The 24,820-nt window shown below is 43.1% G+C and carries 19 protein-coding genes; 5 read left to right on the top strand and 14 right to left on the bottom strand.

Annotation, left to right across the window (positions count from 1 at the left end):
- Window positions 1-2 precede the first annotated feature (2 nt).
- From nuoH to hexA, 8 genes are all read right to left on the bottom strand, one after another.
- Window positions 3-980, bottom strand: a complete 978-nt coding sequence (nuoH, locus tag PluTT01m_RS15915) for an NADH-quinone oxidoreductase subunit NuoH (protein WP_011147300.1) — start codon at window positions 978-980, stop codon at window positions 3-5.
- Window positions 977-3,703, bottom strand: coding sequence for an NADH-quinone oxidoreductase subunit NuoG (gene nuoG, locus PluTT01m_RS15920; protein ID WP_112872130.1), 2,727 nt, complete (start codon window positions 3,701-3,703; stop codon window positions 977-979). The genes nuoH and nuoG overlap by 4 nt, the downstream gene beginning before the upstream one ends.
- A 75-nt stretch (window positions 3,704-3,778) precedes the next feature.
- Complete coding sequence (gene nuoF, locus PluTT01m_RS15925; RefSeq protein WP_011147302.1) at window positions 3,779-5,143, bottom strand: NADH-quinone oxidoreductase subunit NuoF; 1,365 nt, start codon at window positions 5,141-5,143, stop codon at window positions 3,779-3,781.
- The gene (gene nuoE, locus PluTT01m_RS15930; RefSeq protein WP_011147303.1) at window positions 5,140-5,688 is read right to left on the bottom strand and encodes an NADH-quinone oxidoreductase subunit NuoE; all 549 of its coding nucleotides are present in this window, start codon (window positions 5,686-5,688) and stop codon (window positions 5,140-5,142) included. Before nuoE ends, nuoF begins: the two co-directional genes overlap by 4 nt.
- Window positions 5,689-5,690: 2 nt before the next feature.
- Entirely contained in the window at window positions 5,691-7,490 is a 1,800-nt protein-coding gene (gene nuoC / locus PluTT01m_RS15935) for an NADH-quinone oxidoreductase subunit C/D (RefSeq protein WP_011147304.1), read from the bottom strand.
- Window positions 7,491-7,608: 118 nt separating this feature from the next.
- Entirely contained in the window at window positions 7,609-8,283 is a 675-nt protein-coding gene (locus PluTT01m_RS15940; RefSeq protein WP_011147305.1) for a NuoB/complex I 20 kDa subunit family protein, read from the bottom strand.
- Between the two features lie 17 nt (window positions 8,284-8,300).
- The gene (locus PluTT01m_RS15945) at window positions 8,301-8,750 is read right to left on the bottom strand and encodes an NADH-quinone oxidoreductase subunit A (RefSeq protein ID WP_011147306.1); all 450 of its coding nucleotides are present in this window, start codon (window positions 8,748-8,750) and stop codon (window positions 8,301-8,303) included.
- A gap of 703 nt (window positions 8,751-9,453) precedes the next feature.
- Window positions 9,454-10,383 carry a transcriptional regulator HexA gene (gene hexA / locus PluTT01m_RS15950; RefSeq protein ID WP_011147307.1) on the bottom strand — a complete coding sequence of 310 codons (930 nt, stop codon included), beginning with the start codon at window positions 10,381-10,383 and terminating at the stop codon, window positions 9,454-9,456.
- 808 nt (window positions 10,384-11,191) lie between these two features.
- Here hexA and PluTT01m_RS15955 point away from each other — a divergent pair.
- Complete coding sequence (locus PluTT01m_RS15955; RefSeq protein ID WP_011147308.1) at window positions 11,192-12,406, top strand: pyridoxal phosphate-dependent aminotransferase; 1,215 nt, start codon at window positions 11,192-11,194, stop codon at window positions 12,404-12,406.
- Window positions 12,407-13,319: 913 nt separating this feature from the next.
- Window positions 13,320-13,913 carry a 5'-deoxynucleotidase gene (gene yfbR / locus PluTT01m_RS15960; protein WP_041380177.1) on the top strand — a complete coding sequence of 198 codons (594 nt, stop codon included), beginning with the start codon at window positions 13,320-13,322 and terminating at the stop codon, window positions 13,911-13,913.
- On the opposite strand, the gene PluTT01m_RS15965 is transcribed toward yfbR, so the two are convergent.
- Both PluTT01m_RS15965 and yfbV read right to left on the bottom strand, forming a co-directional pair.
- Window positions 13,910-15,742 (bottom strand): SLC13 family permease, encoded by a 1,833-nt coding sequence (locus PluTT01m_RS15965; RefSeq protein WP_011147310.1) that lies wholly within the window; start codon window positions 15,740-15,742, stop codon window positions 13,910-13,912. The two genes, yfbR and PluTT01m_RS15965, sit on opposite strands and share 4 nt — an antisense overlap.
- Before the next feature lie 177 nt (window positions 15,743-15,919).
- Entirely contained in the window at window positions 15,920-16,375 is a 456-nt protein-coding gene (yfbV, locus tag PluTT01m_RS15970) for a terminus macrodomain insulation protein YfbV (protein WP_011147311.1), read from the bottom strand.
- 389 nt (window positions 16,376-16,764) lie between these two features.
- Here yfbV and ackA point away from each other — a divergent pair, with 389 nt between their 5' ends.
- The 3 genes from ackA (at window position 16,765) to PluTT01m_RS28395 (ending at window position 20,378) form a co-directional block, all read left to right on the top strand.
- On the top strand, window positions 16,765-17,967 hold the full coding sequence (gene ackA / locus PluTT01m_RS15975; RefSeq protein ID WP_011147312.1) for an acetate kinase: 1,203 nt from the start codon (window positions 16,765-16,767) through the stop codon (window positions 17,965-17,967).
- An 86-nt stretch (window positions 17,968-18,053) separates the two neighbouring features.
- The gene (gene pta, locus PluTT01m_RS15980; protein ID WP_071824169.1) at window positions 18,054-20,180 is read left to right on the top strand and encodes a phosphate acetyltransferase; all 2,127 of its coding nucleotides are present in this window, start codon (window positions 18,054-18,056) and stop codon (window positions 20,178-20,180) included.
- A gap of 72 nt (window positions 20,181-20,252) precedes the next feature.
- Window positions 20,253-20,378, top strand: a complete 126-nt coding sequence (locus PluTT01m_RS28395) for a type II toxin-antitoxin system HicB family antitoxin (RefSeq protein ID WP_082302875.1) — start codon at window positions 20,253-20,255, stop codon at window positions 20,376-20,378.
- 110 nt (window positions 20,379-20,488) lie between these two features.
- Here PluTT01m_RS28395 and PluTT01m_RS15990 read toward each other — a convergent pair whose 3' ends face one another.
- The 4 genes from PluTT01m_RS15990 to PluTT01m_RS16005 all read right to left on the bottom strand — a co-directional run bounded on the left by PluTT01m_RS15990 (window position 20,489) and on the right by PluTT01m_RS16005 (window position 24,738).
- On the bottom strand, window positions 20,489-21,145 hold the full coding sequence (locus PluTT01m_RS15990) for a hypothetical protein (RefSeq protein ID WP_011147314.1): 657 nt from the start codon (window positions 21,143-21,145) through the stop codon (window positions 20,489-20,491).
- Between the two features lie 605 nt (window positions 21,146-21,750).
- Window positions 21,751-22,425 (bottom strand): hypothetical protein, encoded by a 675-nt coding sequence (locus PluTT01m_RS15995; RefSeq protein ID WP_011147315.1) that lies wholly within the window; start codon window positions 22,423-22,425, stop codon window positions 21,751-21,753.
- A gap of 536 nt (window positions 22,426-22,961) precedes the next feature.
- Window positions 22,962-23,975 carry an IS630-like element ISPlu10 family transposase gene (locus tag PluTT01m_RS16000; protein ID WP_011144854.1) on the bottom strand — a complete coding sequence of 338 codons (1,014 nt, stop codon included), beginning with the start codon at window positions 23,973-23,975 and terminating at the stop codon, window positions 22,962-22,964.
- 118 nt (window positions 23,976-24,093) lie between these two features.
- Window positions 24,094-24,738: a hypothetical protein gene (locus PluTT01m_RS16005; protein WP_011147316.1), complete on the bottom strand. Its 645-nt coding sequence runs from the start codon at window positions 24,736-24,738 to the stop codon at window positions 24,094-24,096.
- Window positions 24,739-24,820: the final 82 nt, after the last annotated feature.

The raw sequence follows: 24,820 nt of genomic DNA on the forward strand, positions 1-24,820 counted from the left end.
CCTTATTGAGCGTTGTACAAAATCACTGCCGCAGTCGCCAGCAGGTTAAGTAAGGTCAGCGGTAGACAGATTTTCCAGCCAAACGCCATCACCTGGTCATAACGCGGACGCGGTAAAGAGGCACGTATCAGGATGAACATCACCATGAAGAATGCCGTTTTCAACGCAAACCAGACAAACGGCGGCAGGAACGGACCATGCCAACCACCAAAGAACATTGTCACAATCAGGGCAGAAACCGTGACAATACCGATATATTCACCAACGAAGAACAGACCGAATTTCATACCGGAATATTCAATATGATAGCCATCAGCCAGCTCCTGTTCTGCTTCCGGCTGGTCAAATGGATGACGGTGACACACCGCCACACCCGCGATGGCAAAAGTCAAGAAACCAAAGAACTGAGGAATGACATTCCACATATGCTCTTGTGCATTGACGATATCCACCATATTGAAGGAGTCCGCCTGCGCAACAACGCCCATAAAAGAGAGACCAATAAACACTTCGTAACTCAGTGTCTGCGCAGAAGCACGCATTGCCCCCAGTAACGAGTATTTGTTGTTACTTGACCATCCAGCAAACAGCACCGCATAGACAGCCAGACCCGCCATCATCATGAAGAACAAAATGCCGATGTTCAGATCAGCGGCCATCCAAGTCGGCGTGATCGGCACAATGGCAAATGCCAGCAACAGAGAAACGAAACCAATCACCGGTGCCAAGGTAAAGATCATTCTGTCCGCAAAACGGGGTACCCAGTCCTCTTTGAAGAACATTTTGATCATGTCAGCGACGATCTGTAACGATCCGCCCCAACCTACGCGATTAGGCCCATAACGGTTTTGAAACAGCCCTAGCAAACGACGTTCACCAAAGCTCATCAATGCCCCACAGACAACCACCACTACCAGTATCACCACTGCCTTCAGAACAGCGATCAGCACATCAATAATTTCGGGGGTTAACCAACTCATTGTGCAACCTCCCGCAGATTATTCACGGAAACACCGGCCAATACCGGAGGAATACCCGGCATTCCCATTGGCAAGCCGATCTGCCCTTGAGCAAGATTTTCACTCAGACGAACTGCCAGACGCAGTTGCTGACCAAAACAATCAAACTCCAGAACAGAACCCGTTTTCACACCTAATTGATCCGCATCTTTGCTATTGAGCATCACATAAGGCTCCGGCATGCGTTCCTGAATCACATCGGAACGTTGAGTTAACTCTTCACTACCAAACAAATGATGGTAAGGAGCCACTGTCCATTGGTTATTTTGTGCAGTAAATGCTGTCGGAATCTGATCAAAATAGTTCAAACCGCCGTCAGTGGTTTCAATCAGACGCACACCAGGATCGCCAAAGCGCAGATGACCACCTACCTCCGCCTGGAATTTGTTCCAAGCCTGTGGTGAGTTCCAGCCCGGTGCCCATGCAAATGGCACCTGCTGACGATGGGCATTAGGACTATTGTTACCTTCCATTGAGAAAGCAAATGGCGAATCGACATCCTGCGGCTGACGTTGCTCATGTACGCTGATATTCGCCAACATAGCAGTACGACCACTGTAACGGTGCGGTGAACGAGCCAGTCTCTGACCGCGGATGCGGAACGTCGAATCAGGCGCGGCATCAACAATGCCTTTAAGCTGTGGCATTGCTTCAGCGCAGGCATCAATCACATGGTCAAGCTGCGTCCAATCCAAATGACGTTCAGCATACGTTGTATGCAAGGAGTGCAACCAACGCCAACTCTCCAGCATCACCACCGATTTGTCATAGAAAGAGGGTTCGAAAACTTGGAAATAACGCTGGGCCCGACCCTCCTGATTCACCAACGTGCCGTCACTTTCTGCAAAGCTGGAAGCTGGCAGAATCAAATGGGCTTTATCCATGATAGCAGTGCGTTGATGGTCAACCACAACCAGGTTTTTCAGATTGTTCAGTGCATCGTCTACCTTATCTGCTGCGGCATGCCGATAGAGATCATTTTCCATCACAATAGCCGTATCAGATTTACCACTACTTATACGTTGCAGAGCAACATCCAGTGGCTGGGCCTCCATCATTGCCAATCCAATACTATTCGCATAGATTGCAACAAACGACAAACCGACATCTGAACCTCGGTCTTTCAGTGCCCAGGCAATATTAGCAGCTGCTTGAATAATCGCATCACTGCCGACGTTACTGCCGCTGATAATTAACGGTTTCTTAGCGCCAATCAATGCTTGCGCCACCATATCCACTTTGGCTCTCAATTCGTCAGGCAAATTCTCGACGGCTGGCGCCGTGTTATCCAATGCATGAGCGACTGCAAAACCAAAACGAGCCTGATCATCAACCGGCGCACGATAATTCCACGCTGCGATATCATCCAGATGCGTATCATCCACGTTGGTTACAAACAGAGGATATTTGGCACGCTGACCAATATTCATCACAGCGGCAATCTGCCAATCAGCAACTTTCTGAGCAGCAGCCATTTCGCGGGCTTTACCTTTCACAGCCTGACGAACCGCCAGTGCCATCCGAGCACCGGTTTGCGTTAAATCTTCGCCTAAAATCAATACCGCATCATAGCTTTCAATTTCACGTAGCGACGGTGTATAAACACCACCCTGTTGCAGAATTTCCAGCATTATATCAAGGCGTTGTTGTTCAGCCGCAGCAATCCCACTATAGAAGTTTTCTGCGCCCACCAGTTCACGTAGTGCAAAATTGCTTTCCAGACTGGCGCGTGGAGAACCGATACCGATGACATTTTTGGCCTGACGCAAAATATCCGCCCCACCCTGCATGGCCTGTTCAGCGTTAAGCGAGATCCAATGATCACCACGCAATTGCCGTGGCTGACGAGGGCGATCTTTACGGTTGACATAACCGTAACCGAAACGACCACGGTCACACATAAAATAGTGGTTTACCGTACCGTTATAACGGTTCTCGATACGGCGTAATTCACCATAACGCTCCCCCGGGCTGGTATTACAGCCAATGCTACACTGTTGACAGATACTTGGCGCAAACTGCATATCCCATTTACGGTTATAACGTTCAGAATGGGTTTTATCAGTAAATACCCCGGTTGGACAGATTTCTACCAGGTTACCGGAGAACTCGCTTTCCAACGTACCGCTTTCAGGGCGACCAAAATAAATGTTATCGTGAGCGCCATAAACACCAAAATCAGCGCCGTCGGCATAATCTTTGTAGTAACGTACACAACGATAACAGGCAATACAGCGGTTCATTTCATGAGAAATAAACGGCCCCAATTCCTGATTGTTATGAGTACGCTTAGTGAAACGGTATTTACGGAATGTATGACCAGTCATCACGGTCATATCCTGTAAGTGACAGTTGCCCCCTTCTTCACATACCGGGCAATCGTGCGGATGGTTAGTCATCAACCACTCAACCACACTCTCACGGAACTGTTTAGCCTCTTCATCATCAATAGAGATAAAAGTGCCATCCGTTGCCGGAGTCATACAGGACATGATCAGACGACCGCGCGTATCATCCGCATTTTGATATTGCTTCACCGCACACTGGCGGCAAGCGCCAACGCTTCCAAGCGCTGGATGCCAGCAAAAATAAGGAATATCTAACCCCAAAGAGAGGCAAGCTTGTAACAGGTTATCAGCCCCGTCTACATCATATTTTTTGCCGTCTACATGTATCGTAGCCATAGTCAGCATGCTTCCAAATGACCTGCTTTTCAGCAAGTGTTAATCAAAAATTCTGCTAATTTCGTGAAGAACCCATTACCAACGCTGCTTTAACAGGTTTGACTGGATACCCGCAATGAAATGGGTGTTCCCATAGTCTTTGGTCACAATTCCAGCTTCGAATTCATCACGGAAATATTTGATGGCACTCTGTAGTGGTTCCACGGCCCCTGGTGCATGAGCACAGAATGTATTGCCTGGCCCAAGGAAACGACAGAGCTGTTCCAATGTTTCAATATCCCCGGGTTGCCCTTCCCCACGCTCTATTGCGCGCAGGATTTTTACGCTCCACGGCAACCCGTCACGACATGGAGTACACCAACCGCAAGATTCACGGGCAAAGAATTCTTCAAGATTACGCGTCAACGAAACCATATTAATTTCATGGTCAACTGCCATTGCCAAGGCCGTGCCCAAACGGCTGCCCGCTTTAGCAATATTTTCGAAATCCATTGGCAGATCCAGATGTTCAGCAGTCAGGAAGTCAGTCCCTGCCCCACCGGGCTGCCATGCTTTGAATTTCAAGCCGTCACGCATACCACCAGCATAATCTTCAAGAATTTCACGGGCAGTCGTACCAAATGGCAACTCCCACAAGCCCGGATTTTTCACCCGACCAGAGAAACCCATCAGTTTAGTGCCGGCATCTTTACTCTTGCCTGCACTCAGGCCGATATACCACTCTTTGCCGTATTCGAGAATTGAAGGAACGTTGCACAAGGTTTCAACATTGTTGACACAAGTAGGTTTACCCCATGCGCCGGAAGTGGCAGGAAATGGCGGTTTTGAACGAGGATTAGCTCGGCGACCTTCCAGTGAGTTAATCAGTGCGGTCTCTTCACCACAGATATAACGCCCCGCGCCGGTATGAACAAACAACTCAAAATCAAAGCCGCTGCCCATGATGTTTTTACCCAACAAACCCGCTGCTTTAGCTTCTTCGATGGCTTTACGCAGATGCACAGCCGCTTCCACATATTCACCACGCAGGAAGATATAGCCACGATAAGCTTTCAGGGCAAATGCACTGATCAACATTCCTTCCACCAGCAAATGAGGAAGTTGTTCCATCAGCAAGCGATCTTTGTAGGTACCCGGCTCCATTTCATCTGCGTTACATAGCAGATAACGGATATTCATGCTTTCATCTTTTGGCATCAGGCTCCACTTCAGACCAGTAGAGAAACCTGCACCGCCACGGCCTTTCAGCCCGGCGTCTTTTACCAGAGAAACCACTTCATCTGGGGACATGCTTTTCAGTGCTTTTTCAGCACCACGATAACCACTTTTGCTACGGTACTCATCCAACCATACCGGTTGTTTGTCATCACGCAATCGCCAAGTAAGAGGATGGTTTTCCTCAGTAAGAATAATTTCTTTTATTCCTGAATATGCTGTCATGGATACTGCTCCAGTAACTTCTCAATCTCTTCAGGTCTGACAGAACTGTGCGTATCGTCATCGATCATCATGGTCGGGCCTTTGTCACAGTTACCCAGACAACAGGTTGGCAACAGCGTAAAACGCCCATCTTTCGTCGTCTGTCCCGGACAGATATTTAGATGTTTTTCAATTGCAGCCTGGACATCTTGATAACCGGTAATATGACAAACCACGCTGTCACAATAACGAATAATATGGCGGCCCACAGGTTGACGATAAATCTGGCTGTAGAATGTTGCCACACCTTCCACATCACTAGCGGGAATACCAAGCACATCAGCAATCGCGTAAATGGCACCATCCGGTACCCAGCCACGATGCTTCTGTACAATTTTCAATGCTTCTATCGAAGCGGCGCGCGGATCTTCGTAGTGGTGTTTTTCATGCTCAATAGCATCGTGCTCTTCGGTACTCAGCACAAAATCTGCTTTTGCCTGAGACTCTGTTACGTTAACCACATCAAGGCGCGCTTGTTGAGCACTCGCGTTAATTTCACTTTGCATAGTTAGCGATCCACATCAGACATAACAAAATCGATACTGCCCAGATACACGATCAGGTCAGAAACTAAGCTACCGCGAATTACCGATGGGATCTGCTGCAAATGCGGATAACTCGGTGTACGGACACGGGTACGGTAACTCACAGTACTGCCGTCGCTGGTGAGGTAATAGCTGTTGATGCCCTTAGTGGCCTCAATCATTTGGAAAGATTCATTTGCTGGCATTACCGGCCCCCATGACACTTGCAAAAAGTGGTTAATCATGGTCTCAATATGCTGCAAAGTCCGTTCTTTCGGTGGTGGCGTCGTCAGTGGATGATCTGCTTTAAATGGGCCTTCAGGCATATTGTCCAGACACTGTTTCAAGATTCGCAAGCTCTGACGCACTTCTTCCACTTTCAACATCACGCGGTCATAACAGTCGCCGTTATTACCAATCGGCACGTCGAAATCGAAATTTTCATAGCCGGAGTATGGACGCCATTTACGCACATCAAACGCAATACCCGTTGCCCGCAAACCCGCTCCAGTGGTGCCCCATTCAAGAGCTTGTTTGGAGTTATAAGCAGCAACCCCAATAGCTCGGCCTTTCAGGATGCTATTTTTCAGCGCCGCTTTCACGTAGGAATCAAGACGTTTGGGCATCCAGTTGAGAAAATCGCGCAATAATCTATCCCAACCACGCGGCAAATCATGAGCAACGCCACCAATGCGGAACCACGCTGGGTGCATACGGAAACCGGTAATCGCCTCCACCAGATCATACACTTTCTGACGGTCAGTAAAGGCGAAGAACACCGGGGTCATCCCGCCAACATCCTGAATGAAGGTCGAGATGTAAAGTAGGTGGCTGTTGATGCGGAACAATTCCGACAACATAACGCGAATGGTTTTTACCCGGTCAGGCACTTCAATTCCCGCCAGTTTCTCCACCGCCAGCACATAAGGCATTTCGTTAACACAACCGCCTAAGTATTCAATACGGTCTGTATAGGGAATATAACTGTGCCAAGATTGGCGCTCTCCCATCTTCTCCGCGCCACGATGGTGATAACCAATATCCGGGACACAATCGACAATCTCTTCACCATCCAGTTGCAGAATGATACGGAATGCCCCATGAGAAGAGGGATGGTTAGGACCAAGGTTAAGGAACATAAAGTCCTCATTCTCGGTACCCCGCTTCATTCCCCACTCTTCTGGTTTGAAAGTCAGCGCTTCCATTTCCAGATCTTCTTTCTGTCTGGTCAGTTCGAAAGGATCAAATTCTGTCGCACGAGCAGGATAATCCTTCCGCAACGGATGCCCTTCCCAAGTCGGTGGCAACATAATGCGGCGCAGGTTTGGATGGCCGTTAAAGACAACGCCAAACATTTCCCATGTTTCACGTTCATACCAATTGGCATTTGGGAACAGAGGAGTTGCCGTCGGGAGATTCAGCTCTTTTTCACTGAGGGCAACCTTCAACATGATATCGCGGTTACGCTCAATAGAAAGCAGGTGATAAAACACAGAAAAATCTGCTGCTGGCAGACCCTGGCGATGAGTACGCTGACGCTCATCCATGCCATGCAAATCGAATAGCATGACATAAGGTTTAGGCAGCTTCTTCAGGAAAGTCATTACTTCCAGTAATTGTTCACGCTTCACCCAAACAACGGGTATACCAGTACGGGTTGGCTGAACAGTAAAGGCATCCGGGCCAAAGTGGTTACGCAGCTCACCCATGACCGGATCATCAAGATGGTCATGAGTTTGCCACGCAGGCCGGGCGCTTTCTTGCGCTATCTGATCTATCATCATTCTTCACCACAACGCTTTGATCAGTGTTCGTTTTGATCAGGATTAGTATCGCAACACATTGCTCTGGTTACATTCATTAGGCTACTTTGAGTCACGCCTACTGTCTAAAGACAGATTCTTAAACTTCGTCTGGCGTACGCAGATTTTTCACTGCGATACGTTCCCCGTGCTTACGTTCTCTTTCTGACTGCATATTGGCACGGTAAACCCCTTGATCTCCCACTACCCAAGACAACGGACGACGCTCTTTGCCAATTGACTCTTGTAACAACAACAAAGCTTGCATATAAGCTTCAGGACGGGGAGGACAGCCAGGAATATAAACATCAACAGGGATAAACTTATCGACACCTTGAACTACCGAGTAAATATCGTACATACCACCAGAGTTGGCGCAGGCTCCCATAGAGATAACCCATTTCGGCTCAAGCATCTGGTCATACAGGCGCTGAATAACCGGTGCCATTTTGGTAAAACAGGTTCCAGCGACCACCATAAAATCCGCCTGGCGGGGTGATGCACGTAAAACTTCAGCGCCAAAACGAGCGACATCATGAACAGCGGTAAATGATGTGGCCATTTCCACATAACAGCAGGAAAGACCAAAGTTGTAGGGCCACAGGGAGTTTTTACGTCCCCAATTCACCATATCATGCAGAGCATGCTCCAGTTTGCCCATGTAAACACTACGGTGAACATGCTGCTCCAGTGGGTCTGCGACAATTTCCTGTTTTTGCAGGGGATAACGGTCATTCTCACCGTTCGGATCTATGCGGGTGAGCGTATAATCCATCTTTAAATGCCTCGCTATTACTGCGGATGACTATTATTAATGTTAATCACAACACTTGGTTTACTTACCTGGCGGCTTGAACGAGATGGCGTCCAATTCAGCGCCCCAATACGCACCAGATAAAACAAGCCTGCGAGTAACACCAAAATGAAAATGCTTGCTTCGATAAAGCCTAACCAGCCACTCTCTTTGATAGAGACTGACCATGCATATAAAAACAGCGCTTCAACATCGAAGATGACAAAGAACATAGCGACCAGATAGAACTTGGCCGACATACGGAGACGAGCACTACCGACAGAATCAATACCAGATTCATAAGGGACATGTTTTGCCCGGGCTTTCGCTCTCCCGCCCAAGAAAAATGCCCCTAACAGCATCAAAGCACACAGACCGAAAGCACCTAAAAGAAATACCGCGAATGCCCAGTGATGGGCAAAGAGTTCAGTGGATGTTGACATACTCATTGCTTACTCATCAAAAGTGGTGTCAAAAGTGTCTGCTCTTTTGTCTGGCAGTGTTGCACCACATCGATTCAAGGGAAGGGGTAACAACCAAATCTGAAACACTGTTAATCAATGATTGATGGAGTGAATCTTCTTGGTTTTTACTCCTCTCAACAATATTTTGTCTGTTTTGACAAAATTAATCTAACATTTATTTACAAATAACAAACTTAGTCTTAACGGATCGTGCTACCGCACTGCTAAAACGTGTCAGTTAACTGGCGCAAACAGTGGCGGAAGCTAGTTTAACCGATAACTCGCTTTTACTACATCATTATCTCAGGAAAAACCTGCCTTTCCACTGCTACATAGGGAGTATTTCTTTGATCAAGTACACAATTTGACAGAAAAAAATTTTACTGCTGATGATAATTCATTCAAATCTGAAGAAATTATATTTTTTATCCATTAGCAACGAGAAAAGTTCCCGTTCACTACAGAAATTCTTATTTCATCAATTCAGCAAATTATTACCTTGTTAACAATATAACAATTTGTTAACCAAATCAGGGGGTGTTAAGAAAAATGCTACCGTATATTTAATGATGACGATAACAACAGAATAAGGTGAATTTAGTTGATGATTACTTATAAATATATTCGAGGAGCTAATACCTCCTTCCATCCATAATGGAGGTATTAGCAAGGAGAAGTGTTTCAGATATTACTCATCAATAATATCGTCATCATCAGGAAGTTCTTCAGAAACACTCGTTATCGTGTATGGCGTTTTCTTATTCTCTATCGCACTAAAAACCGTCAGAACAGATTCATTTTGCTCATTACTATGTCTATACAGAGAGAACTGGGTTTCAGGTAAACGAGGAAGCCCTTCACTCTCCCCTAAAATACGCAGATCAGCATTTTGCATTTCCAAAGGACGGGCAGTAATACCAACTTCTGCATTCACTGCCGTGCGAACTGCCGACAGAGAAGCCGCTTCATAAGCAATCCGCCACGATACTCCCACCTCATCCAGCGTATCCAACGCCAACTGACGGAATGGATTGGTTTCATCCATCACAACCAGTGGCACAGGTTCATTTACCTGTAGCTGGAAATCAGGAGCACAATGCCATAATACCGGTGTTGAACGCAGAACAGTCCTTGGATGATGACTAATTTTTGCGGTTGTGAGTGCCAAATCGATCTCATGGTTATCCAGCATACTTTCAATAAACTGAGTACGCTTTATACGGACGTCTATTGCCATCCGTGGATAAACGGAAGCGATGCGATTTAGCAAAAAAGGGAGCAGTGTATCCACCGTATCATCGGATGCACCGATTCTTAGTTCACCTTCTGCATCGCTATAGGTTAATGATGCGCTGGCATCATCGTTAGCGCGCAGAATTTGTCTTGCATAACCAAGAAGTTGAAGACCATGCTCTGTAAGAAGCTTATTGCGGCCATGACGGGCAAACAACTCTCTGCCCACCAACTGCTCCAAACGTTGCATTTGCTGACTTACAGCCGATTGCGTTCTGCATACTGCTGCTGCTGCTGCTGCAAAAGTATTTAAATCAGCAACAGCAACAAAAGTTCTTAGCAGATCGAGATCGAGATTCATTATCGGACGATTTGCATTTATCATTGTTTATTCATCACTTTTTTTTGATTTTAATTACTAACTAACCTGGTGTTTTTACGTAAGCACTATCAAATTAAATTAACATCACTTAGACAGTACTCTACTCTATTAAATAGGGCAAAGATTTACTGCTGTTTTTTTACCTATTGAACCCATTGTGGGTTTTATTTTCTCCTCTTCTTAGCAAAAGTTACTCGGATTCCTAAATAAATTGAGGACAATCCCTATTTACAACACCCTATATGTAATTTCTAGTTTGGTTATTTTGTTTTCTGACTCACGTCAAAGAATAACATAAGTTATATCAGAAAAACTAAATATAAAGTAAAAATCTACAATATCACTAATGTTTAATAATCCTATTCAGATAAATTTACAACTAGTTTCCAGAAATGATCAAAAATATTGTTTGATCTTTCTAAAATATATAGTTCTGAATTGCCAACTCAAGCCAAATCTTATACATAAGAATAAATTATACAAACACAACAATTTTTATTGGCAAATTGAGCTATGCTCACTTTCTCTCCACAATGGCACGATCATACCGTTATCACACTAAAAACACCCCATTTCCACACTAAAAAACAACAACAATTCAGATTATAAATCTGATATTTACAGTAAATTAAGAACTTAACGCTAACATAATTTACATAAAAAGATACTCAAATAACCACTCCCCTACTAAAACAACCATTTTAACCAAATATATCAATGCATCTTCAAAACATTCAGAGGGAGGAGTACATTAAATGTTACACGCTATATGCCAGGCGACTTTTTTTACCAAGATAAGGTAAGACTCTCTATGCTAGCAGTTAAAAAATCCAGCAAATTGGATAATGTTTGTTATGATATCCGCGGCCCCGTACTCAAGGAAGCTAAACGCCTTGAAGAAGAAGGCAATAAAGTCCTCAAATTAAATATTGGTAATCCAGCCCCCTTTGGTTTTGAAGCACCAGATGAAATCTTGGTAGATGTTATCCGTAACTTACCAACAGCACAGGGTTATTCAGATTCGAAAGGTCTGTATTCTGCACGCAAAGCTATCATGCAACATTATCAAGCCCGGAATATGATGGACGTAACCGTTGAAGATATTTATATCGGCAATGGTGTTTCTGAATTAATCGTTCAGGCAATGCAAGCATTACTGAATACTGGTGATGAAATGCTGGTTCCTGCACCTGATTATCCTCTCTGGACTGCGGCAGTTTCACTTTCCAGTGGCAAAGCCGTGCATTATATGTGTGATGAAGGGTCAGATTGGTTTCCTGACTTAAATGATATCCGCAACAAAATTACGCCCCGCACACGTGGGATTGTGATTATTAACCCTAATAATCCAACGGGTGCTGTATATAGTAAAGAGCTGTTATTGGAAGTTGTTGAAATAGCCCGGCAACACAATTTGATTATTTTTGCTGATGAGATTTACGACAAAATCTTATATGACGATGCCGAGCATCATTCAATTGCCGCCCTCGCGCCTGATCTGTTAACGGTAACATTTAATGGATTATCTAAAACATATCGGGTTGCAGGTTTTCGTCAAGGCTGGATGGTATTAAACGGCCCGAAGAAACACGCTAAGAGCTATATTGAAGGTTTGGAGATGCTGGCATCAATGCGTTTATGTGCCAATGTGCCAATGCAACACGCTATTCAAACTGCTTTAGGCGGTTACCAAAGTATCAGTGAATTCATTTTACCTGGTGGCCGTTTGTATGAGCAGCGTAACCGAGCATGGGAATTAATCAATCAAATCCCCGGCGTTTCCTGCGTGAAACCTAAAGGCGCTTTATATATGTTTCCAAAAATTGATGCAAAACGTTTTAATGTTCACGATGACCAGAAAATGGTGCTTGACCTTTTATTACAAGAGAAGGTCTTGTTAGTGCAGGGAACCGCATTTAACTGGCCGGAACCTGACCATCTCCGCATTGTGACCCTACCAAGGCTTGATGAACTGGAGATGGCAATTCAGAAATTCGCCCGATTTATTGGTAAATATCATCAGTAAAAATAAGAGCCGTTTATATACCCTATGGATTTCAAGATGCATCGCGACGGCAAGGGAGTAAATCCCCGGGAGCATAGATAACGATGTGACCGGGATAAGTGAGTGCAGCCAACAAAGAGGCAACTTGAAGGATAACGGGTATAGAAAAATATCACTGATAACGGACATTATTCATACCATGCGTTCTATCAGAATAGAAAAAAGTTTATTTCTTCTATTCTGATAAGTCTCACCTACCCACTTTTTCTTCACGGGTGAAAATCTCACCTGTCAGATAGAAATCCTTGATAACCACTTCCATAACTCTCTTTATTGATACCCAATAATCACTCTCTGCAAAATCAAGGTCAATAAATTTTCATTTTTTACCGGTAACACAGACTAATTTTTTTATTTTTATAGGCGATTTTTGCAGTGATTATATAAAGCATTAGCAAGATATAAAAGAATTAAACATTGTATTTATTAAACTTAATAAAAGAGAGCACCTGAATGAATAATAAGTCATTGTAAATTATATAAAATTTTCGTATATAAATTGTATGCAAAATGGAGTAAAAACATAAACTTCCTGCAAAAAGGATATCTATTACGGTTATAACATTTATATTTAACAATAAATTAAAATTAATAATATCAATCTTGCTATATAGTCTGGATACCCGTCATCTTTCAAGTTACCTCTTTGTTGGCTGCGCTCGCTCACCCCGGTCACATAGTTATCTATGCTCCCGGGGATTCACTCCCTTGCCGTCGCGATCCCTCTTGAAATCCATTGGGTATAGATAAATGGCAGATTTCCCTATGAAAATCCTTAAAAAAATAAGAGATAAAAATAAGAAACGATTTTAAGGTTTACTTTACCCCCATCCACCGCTCACAATAAAAACAATATTTACTGTAAGAGATGATTATGAGCCACTTTTTTGCCCACCTTTCCCGTTTGAAACTGATTAACCGCTGGCCTCTGATGCGCAATGTACGTACAGAAAATGTATCTGAACATAGCTTACAAGTGGCCTTTGTCGCACACGCCTTAGCCATTATCAAAAACCGCAAATTTGGCGGTAATGTGAATGCTGAACGCATTGCATTGCTGGCTATGTATCACGATGCCAGCGAAGTTATTACCGGAGATTTACCCACTCCGGTCAAATATCACAATCCACATATCGCACGGGAATACAAAAAAATAGAAAAAATCGCGCAGAAAAAATTACTGGAAATGCTGCCAACTGAGCTGCAAGAGGATTTCCGTCCAATCTTGGATGACAGTCAGCATACAACAGAAGAAACTTTTATCATTAAACAGGCCGATTCCCTGTGTGCTTACCTCAAATGTCTGGAAGAGTTATCAGCAGGTAACCATGAATTCAATCTGGCGATAGCCCGACTTGAAAAAACCCTGGCTGATCGTCACAGCCAGGAGATGGATTACTTTATGAAAGTTTTTGTACCGGGATTCAGCCTGTCATTGGACGAAATTAGTCTTGATATTCCCCATTAGAATGGAAACAACCAAGGGATAACCAGCACGCTTATCACCATCACCAACAGAGTGAACGGCACGCCCAAACGGACAAAATCGGAGAACTTATAACCACCGGGGCCAAGCACCAGCGTATTCACTGGGGACGAAACCGGGGTCATAAATGCGGCGGACGCTGCCACACCAATAATCATGGCAAATGGCATGGGAGATACTGCCATTTCACGTGCAGCAGCAATAGCTATCGGTGCCATTAATACTGCCGTTGCCGTATTAGAAATAAACAAACCAATTACGGCACAAAGTATAAACAGACAGACCAGCATCACCCTCGGCCCCATATCACCCGCAATATCCATCAAGCCACGGACAATCAGCTCAATCCCACCCGTTTTTTGTAATGCCAGTGCAAATGGCATCATCCCGACAATCAGGATAATACTGGGCCAATGAATAGAGCGGTACGCACTTTCCATATCGATACAACGGAATTTTCCCATCAACAAGCAAGCTATCAATGCGGCAATCACATTGGGTATTTCATCGGTAAGCATCATGGCTACCATCAGCGCCAAACTAAAAAGCGCATGTGGCGCTTGAGACGTTGCCGGGGCCACCTCTTCGATCTCAACCGGCAGATTAAGGACAATAAAATCGCGCATTTTGGTTTGCAGGACACGTATCAGTTTCCAGTCACCAATAACCAGCAAAATATCGCCAAGTTGCAGTGGCGCATCAACCAGTTTACCCGACAACGATTCACCATCACGTCGAATACCAACAACATTCAAACCATAGCAGGTACGAAAACCTATTTCCCGCAGTGACTTACCCAATAAATCCGACTCCGGGATCAGAGAGACTTCAGCCATACCTACGTTACGAGATTGTTCAGAGAAATACTCCCCGCGCAGCACCATCGGTTCTAATAATTGCTCACTGCAAAATTGACGCAGATCCACCTCACTGTCTGACATATCAACCAGCAACACATCCCGTTCTCTCAATTCTGTATTGCCCATCGCACTGACCATAACGCGCCGAAAACGCCGCCAACGCTCGATACCAACGACATTAGCCCCGTAGCGAGCACGCAAATTTGACTCATCAAGCGAAAGACCTATCAGCGGGGAACCTGAGCGGATCGCCAGGCGACGCGCGCGACCGGATAATTTATAGTCGCGGATAAGGTCACGGAAAGTACGACGATGCCATTTATCATGGCCTTTATCCGATTGATGATTTGCCAACCAATGGCGAGCAATCAGCATATAACCCATACCGGCAAACAGAATCAAGATACCAATAGGTGTAATAGAGAAGAATTTGAAACCGGGAAGCCCTTCCCGTATCAACTCACTGTTAACCACCATATTGGGAGGCGTCGCTACCAATGTCATCATGCCACTGATAAGCCCGGCAAAACTCAAGGGCATCATCAACCGCCCCGGCGAAATTTTCATCCTTACCGCGACACTGAGCACCACTGGAATGAAAATCGCGACCACTCCCGTAGAGCTCATAAAAGCACCAAGCCCTGCAACAGTCATCATCAGTAATGCCAACATTTTAGTTTCGCTGTTCCCGGCAACTCTTACCAGCCAATCCCCCATTTGATAAGCAACGCCAGTTCTTACCAATCCTTCACCAATCACAAACAGGGCAGCTATCAACAACACATTGGGATCACTAAAACCGCTGGTCGCTTCACCAAGCGTCAACGTTCCACTTATGACAAACGCGATAATCACCAATAATGCAACAATATCCATGCGCAGTTTATTGGAAGTAAAAAGAACAATAGCTATCAGCAGCAGGGTCAATACCCACAAGAGTTCGCTATTCAAAATGGCCTCTATCAACAAAAAAGAAGATATTAGTGTCAAAAACTTGGCTAGTAGACCATTTTATTAAGAGAAAATCTCCAGTTGCGATCAACAATGTGTCCACTTTTCGTCATGAACCATCATCTCTGATTTTCCAGTACATTGACTGCAATAATCTAGCAACGGCTCTCTCCTGGTTCAAATATCATCAAGAAACGAACGATCGAGTTGTTTAAATGCGCGTTTCAGCAGTTCTGCGAGAGATTGATAAGTTGGCGTTTGCTGCACCGGCGCCATTGTGATACCTGCTGCGGCAAATTTATCACGGATTTCATGAAACCATTTCAGCAATGCCGCGGGTAACGGAGTTGATGCCCGTTTCCCCAACCACCATAACCCTTGCATCGGTAAACTACAGGCGAACAGTGCCGTCGCCACCGCTGGGCCAAGCTGACCACCCAGTGCGATTTGCCACGTCAGAGTAAAAATAGCCAACGGCGGCATAAACCGGATACCAAAGCGGGTAGCCTTAATAATCCGGTTTTCAGGAAACATGGGTGCCAACTGTTTCTCAATCGGCCAAGTTTTCATGTATTGTTGTCCCAGTTGCATCTTTCTCAGCCATCCATTACTGGTGGGAGGTATTGCGCTCATCATGACCTCAATCAATTAAAAACACATTTTTTAAAAAAACATTGTAACTGATAAAATATTTTTTGTAGGATTAGGTATATTTTGTCTTTGCTGCTCGCTATCGGTATCCTACATTCACTTGTATGTTATACACAGCAGTAAAGCAGCATATTTTACTTTTTACTGCACTTAGGCTCATTTTGTTAACAAATCACGCTATCTTTTAACATCAGAGCAGGCAAAAAAGGTTTTTTGAAAATTTAAACCTTATCATCATGCTCTTTGCACTTAGCATGATGTTAATCATTTAATGTCATCACTATATGCTCTACGCTGATGAGTAATTGACGTTTTATTAATCACATGTCTTATCTGTAAGACTCAATGACAAACACGATATAGGTACTTCCATGTCAAGTAAGCTGGTACTGGTCCTCAATTGCGGTAGCTCTTCTCTGAAATTTGCTATCATCGATCCTGCTAACGGTGAAGAATATCTTTCTGGTCTAGCTGAATGTTTTAACCTGCCTGAAGCCCGCATTAAGTGGAAAATGGATGGCGCAAAACATGAAGCCGCTTTAGGTGCTGGTGCAGCCCACAGTGAAGCATTGAACTTTATTGTTAATACGATTCTGGCCGAAAAACCAGAACTTTCTGATCAAATTGCCGCAATCGGCCACCGCATTGTTCACGGCGGTGAAAAATTCACGGCATCCGTTACCATCAATGATGAAGTGATTCAAGGGATCAAAGATGCGGTTCCATTCGCACCATTGCACAACCCTGCTCACCTGATTGGCATTGAAGAAGCGAAAAAAGGGTTCCCACACCTGGCTGACAAAAACGTTGCTGTATTCGATACCGCTTTCCATCAGACCATGCCAGAAGAGGCTTACCTCTATGCCCTGCCATACAACCTGTATAAAGAGCACGGCATTCGTCGCTATGGCGCTCATGGAACCAGCCACTTCTTCGTTTCCCGTGAAGCGGCAAAAACGCTCAACAAACCGGTTGAAGAGCTGAATGTTATCGTCTGCCACTTGGGTAATGGTGGCTCTATCTCGGCTATCGTTAATGGTCAATGTGTTGACACCTCTATGGGATTGACACCACTGGAAGGTCTGGTAATGGGTACCCGCAGTGGTGACATCGACCCAGCAATCATTTTCCATCTGCATGATTCACTCGGCATGAGCGTTGAACAAATCAACAAACTGTTGACCAAAGAATCTGGCTTACTCGGTCTGACCGAAGTCACCAGTGATTGCCGTTATATAGAAGATAACTATGCAACCAAAGCCGATGCTAAACGCGCGATGGATGTCTACTGCCACCGTCTGGCTAAATACGTTGGTGCTTATTCCGCACTAATGGAAGGCCGCTTGGATGCCATTATCTTTACCGGGGGTATTGGTGAAAACTCCGCACTGGTTCGTGAACAGGTGATGAAAAAACTGGCCCTGTTAGGTTTCGAATACGATCACGACCGTAACCTAGCGGCCCGCTTCGGTAAATCCGGTGCTATCACTACTGATAACAGCCGTCCTGCTTTAGTGATCCCAACCAATGAAGAATTGGTGATCGCTCAAGATGCAGCGCGCCTGACCGCGTAATAATTTTATCAACCGCCAGCCACTGCTGGCGGTACTATTTTTGACCAACGAGCAACCGTAAAGAGGTTTCCGTGTCCCGTACAATTATGTTAATCCCTACTAGCACCAGCGTCGGCTTGACCAGTGTTAGTTTAGGTGTCATCCGCTCAATGGAACAAAAAGGCGTCAGCCTGAGTGTTTTCAAACCTATCGCCCAGCCTCGTTGCCGTGCCGCCCAAGATCAAACCACCACCATCATCCGCGCTAATTCCAGCATAAAGACCGCTGAACCGCTGGACATGGCACATGTGGAATCTTTGCTGACAACCAATCAGAAAGATGTGCTGATGGAAAAGATCGTGGCCCTTTACCACGAAAATACCAAAGACGCAGAAGTCATTCTGATTGAAGGTCTGGTTCCAACCCGTAAACATTCATTCGCCCAATCTCTCAACTATGAAATTGCCAAGACCCTGAACGCTGAAATCGTATTCGTATTGGCGCTAGGTAACGATTCCCCGGAACAGTTGAAAGAACGAGTTGAACTGGCTCGTGCTGAATTTGGCGGTAACAAAAACCAGAACATTACCGGCGTTATTATCAATAAACTGAATGCGCCAGTTGATGATCAAGGCCGTACCCGTCCGGATCTGTCAGAAATCTTTGACGAATCCTCAAAAGCCATCGTATCCAACATCGATCCGAACACGCTGTTCAAAAATAGCCCATTGCCAATTCTGGGTTGCATTCCGTGGAGTTTTGACCTGATTGCAACCCGCGCAATTGATATGGCAAAACACCTGAACGCCCGTATTATCAACGAAGGTGCAATCAAAACCCGCCGTGTGAAATCTGTGACTTTCTGTGCCCGCAGCATTCCACACATGTTAGAGCACTTCCGTCCCGGTTCTCTACTGGTCACTTCGGCTGATCGTCCAGACGTTCTGGTTTCAGCTTGTCTGGCGGCGATGAATGGGGTTGAAATCGGTGCAATCCTGCTGACTGGCGGTTATGCCATCGATGAGCCGATTAAGCAATTGTGCGAACGTGCCTTCAACACTGGCCTACCTGTCTTTATGGTTGATACCAACACCTGGCAAACTTCTCTGAACCTGCAAAGTTTCAGCCTGGAAGTTCCGGCAGATGACCATGAACGCATCGAAAAACTGCAAAACTACGTCGCACACCACATCAACAAAGAGTGGATCGACTCCCTGACAGCGAACTCTGAGCGCCCACACCGCCTCTCTCCACCTGCATTCCGTTATCAATTAACCGAACTGGCACGCAAAGCAGGCAAACGCGTTGTTCTGCCGGAAGGTGACGAACCTCGTACCGTGAAAGCGGCATCTATCTGTGCTGATCGCGGTATCGCGCGATGTGTTCTGCTGGGTGATCCAGAAGAGATCCGTCGGGTTGCCGCGGCTCAGGGCGTAGAACTGGGTGCAGGTATTGAAATTGTCGATCCCATTGCTGTACGTGAACGTTATGTCCCACGTCTGGTTGAGCTACGCAAAAACAAAGGCATGACCGAAGTCGTTGCGCGTGAACAATTGGAAGACAACGTTGTTCTGGGTACGTTGATGCTGGAACAGGGCGAAGTCGATGGTTTGGTTTCCGGTGCGGTACACACCACGGCAAACACCATCCGTCCACCATTGCAATTAATCAAAACTGCACCGGGTAGCTCGCTGGTATCATCCGTATTCTTTATGCTGCTGCCAGAACAGGTTCTGGTTTATGGTGACTGCGCAATCAACCCAGATCCGACTGCTGAACAACTGTCTGAAATCGCTATTCAATCGGCGGATTCAGCCAAAGCATTTGGTATCGAACCGCGCGTTGCCATGATCTCCTACTCTACCGGCAACTCCGGTGCAGGTAGTGATGTTGAGAAAGTGCGTGAAGCAACCCGTTTAGCACAGGAAAAACGTCCAGATCTGATCATTGATGGCCCACTGCAATATGACGCCGCGATCATGGCAGATGTAGCGAAATCCAAAGCACCAAACTCACCGGTTGCCGGTCAAGCTACCGTGTTCATCTTCCCTGATCTGAATACCGGTAACACTACCTATAAAGCAGTACAACGTTCTGCGGATCTGGTTTCCATCGGGCCAATGCTGCAAGGTATGCGTAAACCGGTGAACGACCTGTCCCGTGGCGCTTTGGTAGACGATATTGTTTACACCGTTGCACTGACCGCAATTCAATCAGCACAAGGGGAAGCGTAACCGTTTCTTATCCGTAGCAGATTAATGACTGATAAAGGCTGAATCCTGTACTTCACTGGATTCAGCCTTTTTATTTTCTTTTTATTCCCGGAAAGATGCTGGTTTTCTGATGTACTCGGCTGTTATTTTGCTGGTGATACACTTGAAGAAGCCTGGCAAGATGCTAAAAGTGCTATTGAGGTACATTTCGCAAAATAAATCAGAAATTTAATCGTGCCGCATATATGCGGCACCTTACCTTTATAGTTATTTGCACAAATTTAAGATTGATAATTACAGGGTAATAGAATAGATGTTAAATCCTATTTTTAGGGATTTTTCGGTAATAATACATAAGCAACCTGAGCTTGTATTTCATTCGTTGATAACCATTTATTAAATTCAACTCCTGTATTATATTGAGGAGGAACCTTGCACTTCGATCCTTTTTTACCTAACCCATATGATAATGTTCCAGCTTCCACTTTATATTCACAATCATGTTTAGTTGTAAATTCATTATATAGCCAACCTAATCCTTCTGTACTGAATTCTATAGTAATTTTTGGCTTTTCAGTTTTCGGATATGTTTTTGCATAAGTATATGCAGGTGCAATTCCACAATAGTCATTTTCTCCTTCTGTAACACAAGGGATTGCAGTATATCTATTTTGGTCTAATGATATATATTGACTTTTTCCCATCCCTCTATACCAATATTTTGCTTTGTCTATCTTATCATCCTGATTATGAGTAGAAGTATTATTTAACTCAACGTCATTTCTCTTGTCAAAATCTTTCACATTCGCTCTAAGTTTGCAATTTTCATACATAGACATGACTTTAGTCTTTGCCAATCCATTTGCAGTTATTGCATTTTTTACCTGATTCCTAATTTCCTCCGTATCTTGCATACATGCCATACTGAAACTACTCATAGCTAATAAAAACGGAGAAATAAAGAAAACCTTTTTATTCAAATTCATATTTCTTTCCTTACTTGATTTATGGTTTTAGCACGAAATGGAACAAAAATGAATTTCGTTATTATTAAGTTAATATTTAATTTACGGCATAAATAATAATTCAAATCACAATTCAGTCGTAAATAATAAATTAATAACAATAGAACATTACAATATAACTCATTGAATTAAATTGGTTATTATTTACTTTCTTAACTAAGAGTAGATTACTAAATCAAAAAACACAAATTACAGAATCATTAAACTAAATAATATCTTATTTAAACACATAAGAACAAATATAGAAAAATTTCAACAATATATAAAATAAGCAACTTATCAACATTCACTGTTCTATATATAACATAATAACTAATGATTTTTTATATCATAACAATCTAAATAACCTTCACAAGATTGCAATTATGCTTGATTATAAAATACATAAAAATCAAATAATTATTTATCACTATTGTAAAATATTTTTCAATGAAAATTTTTCTGCTATCTAACTGAACACAATTAAATACAAAAAACAATTTAATCGTGCCGCATATCTGCGGCACCTCACCTTTAGAGTTAATTCAAGATTAATAATTGCATGGTAACAGAATAGATGTTAAATCCTATTTTTTTGGTTTTTTCGGTAGCAATACATAAGAAACTTGAGCTTGTATTTTATGTCCTGATAACCATCGGTTAAATTCAACCCCTACCCTATATTCAGCAGGCTTACAGCTACTCACTCTATCACCCGATGTTCCTGTTCTACCAAGCCCATATGAACCTCCACCTTCCGCTTTAATTTGACACTGATGTTGAGTTGTAAATTCGTTATATAACCAACCAAATCCTTCTGTACTGAACTCTATAGTAATTTTAGGCTTTTCACTTGTCGGATATGTTTTTGCATAAGTATATTGAGGTGTAATTCCACAATAACTCGCCTCTGTAACACAAGGGATTGCATTATATCCATTGCGGTCTAATAATATATATTCATCTTTTCCCATCCCTCTATACCAATATTTTGCTGTCGCAGCCTCATCATCCTGATTATGAGTAGAAGTAGAAGTATTATTTAACTCAATGTCATTTCTCTTTTCAAAATTTTTCACATTCGCTCTAAGTTTGCAATTTCCATACATGGACATCACTTTAGTCTTACTCAATCCATTATAATCTATTGCGTCTTTTACCTGATTTCTAATATTTTCTGGATCTTGCATACATGCCATACTGAAACTACTCATTGCTAATAAAAACGGGGAAATCAGGAAAACTTTTTTATTCAAACTCATGTGTCTCTCCTTGCTTTATTTATGGTTTTGATACCTGATTAAATGAAAATAGATTTCATCGTTATATGTTGATTTAAAAAACACTATTACAGACAACACACAATAAATTAACCCATGCCATTAATCTTCATTATTATTATCTGACTGAAATAAGGTAGATTATTTAACTATAAAAAACAAAAACAAATTCCAATATAATTAAATTAAAAAATATGTCATTAGAATATCTACAAAACAATATAGTAACGGTATATAAGAAAAAAACCAATAGTGATATGAAAATATTTCTTTTGAAAAATATTTCTCAATGAAAATTTTCTTTGTTATCTAATAGAATTCTTTCGAGACTGTAATTTACATTTATTCCTTTAACATTCTATCGAGTTCTACCCATTATATCCTCCAGCAAAGACAATTAGCTTTAACCAAGAAAAAGCACCAAAGCGATAAGACATTCGGCGCTAAAAAAGAAAGTTTAAAGCTGATAATGACACGATTATAAATAACTTTTCATAATTATAATACACTCACTCTTTTTATTCTCTGCTATTCCTGTAGGGACATGAATTTAAAAACGTTTTCACTTTCTCAAGCAATTGCCACATATACTGACAGCCATGATTTCGTGTCACCGTTTCATGTAAGGATTGCCACAGACGCTCAATTTTATTCAGCCAGGGTGAATAAACAGGTAAAAACAACAGATTAAATTTAGGATGACAAGCCAGCCAATCTCTGACCCGTCGGCTTTTATGGATACTGTAATTATCCAAAATCAAAGTGAGGGTTTCAGCATGACAATACTGGCGTTCAAGTTCTTCCAATACATTGATAAATAACTGAGAATTCTTATTTAACCCGTCAGCATAAGTCACTTTTCCCGTTTGAACATTCAGGCAACCTGCAAAATAATGTTTTTGGTTTTTTCCTGGTGTCACTATACGTTTCTGTTGCCCTTTTAAATACCAGTCAGCCCCGATTTTTGGATTCAGCTCGATGTCGACTTCATCTTCATAAAAAACGGGATGTTTTTCTGAACACGTTGACAATGCCTCGGTAATTTTCGCCATTTTTTCATGGTACTCGGGATCGGGTAATTTAAGCGTCGGGGCTGCCCTTCGCCACACGATACCCATTTTATGTAAGTAACGATAGAAGGTACTGATGGATAATTTTATGTTTAATAATTCATTGATTTTAATTATAAAAAACTCAAGACTCCAGCGAGAACGCAGGCAGCCCAATTGCTGGGGAGAATATTGCAATAAAAAAGACAGTAAAGGATAAAGCGGGATTAAATTCCAGACAGCGGGTCTGCCCACAGGCAGGCTTTTGAGTCCTTCCAGACCATATAAAGTCAACCAGTTTATCCAGCGATAGACAGAAGAACGACTGGCGCAAAGGGTTTTGGCGACCAGAGAGACAGACTCGCCTCGATGCAGCATCAATATGGCCATGAGCCTGCGAGCATAATCTTTATCTCGGGTGTTCTGGATAATTTTTTTCATCTGGCGTCGTTCATTGCGGGGTATAGGTGCTATGATAGGCATAACTCAGTCCGTTTAGTGGTTTGGGATTATCTACAATTGATCAGATTGCAAAAATTGGACTGAGTTCCCTCCAAGTGTTCTACTATTTTGAAAAGTTATTTATAACAGATATTAAGGATTAATCTGATATGGGTAATTGTATATAAGCAATTATCGCCTCTATTTTAACTGGCTTTTCCGATAGCCACTTATTAAACTCATCTCCTACCTTATAACCTTTAGGCTGACAATTTGACTTATCTTTTTTCAATGCACCTATTCCACCCAACCCATATGATTCTCCTCTTGATTCAACATCAATTTCGCAGTTATGTTTAGTGGTAAATTCATTATATAGCCAGCCAGGTTCTACGGTACTAAACTCTATAACGAATTTTTTATCTTCTCTCATCGGGTAGCTCTTGGCGTAAGTATATTCAGGAGAAATTCCGCAAAAGCGATTTGGCACGTTAACACAAGGAATACTCTTAAACTTATTACTATCAAATAACTTAAATTCTTCTATTCCCATTCCTCGATACCAGTACATCGCTATCTCTGCACGTTCATTCCTATTTTTAGATTTGTTATTAGTTAATATAATTCTATTTCCGGTATTCACCACATCCAATTCACAATTTTTATACATAGACATCACTTTAGTCTCTTGTAGGCCATAACTTTTTATTATATGTTCCACCATTGGATCAGTATTACATGCCATACTAAAGTGGCTCACAACTAATAAAGTGGCAATCAGAAAGGCTTTTTTATTAAAACTCATACTTCTCTCCTTACTTTATCGATGGTATTGATACCCAAAAGAACGAAGATATATTTCATAGCCGTTATTAATAAATCCAGTC

The organism is Photorhabdus laumondii subsp. laumondii (assembly GCF_003343245.1).
Taxonomy (GTDB): Bacteria; Pseudomonadota; Gammaproteobacteria; order Enterobacterales; family Enterobacteriaceae; genus Photorhabdus; species Photorhabdus laumondii.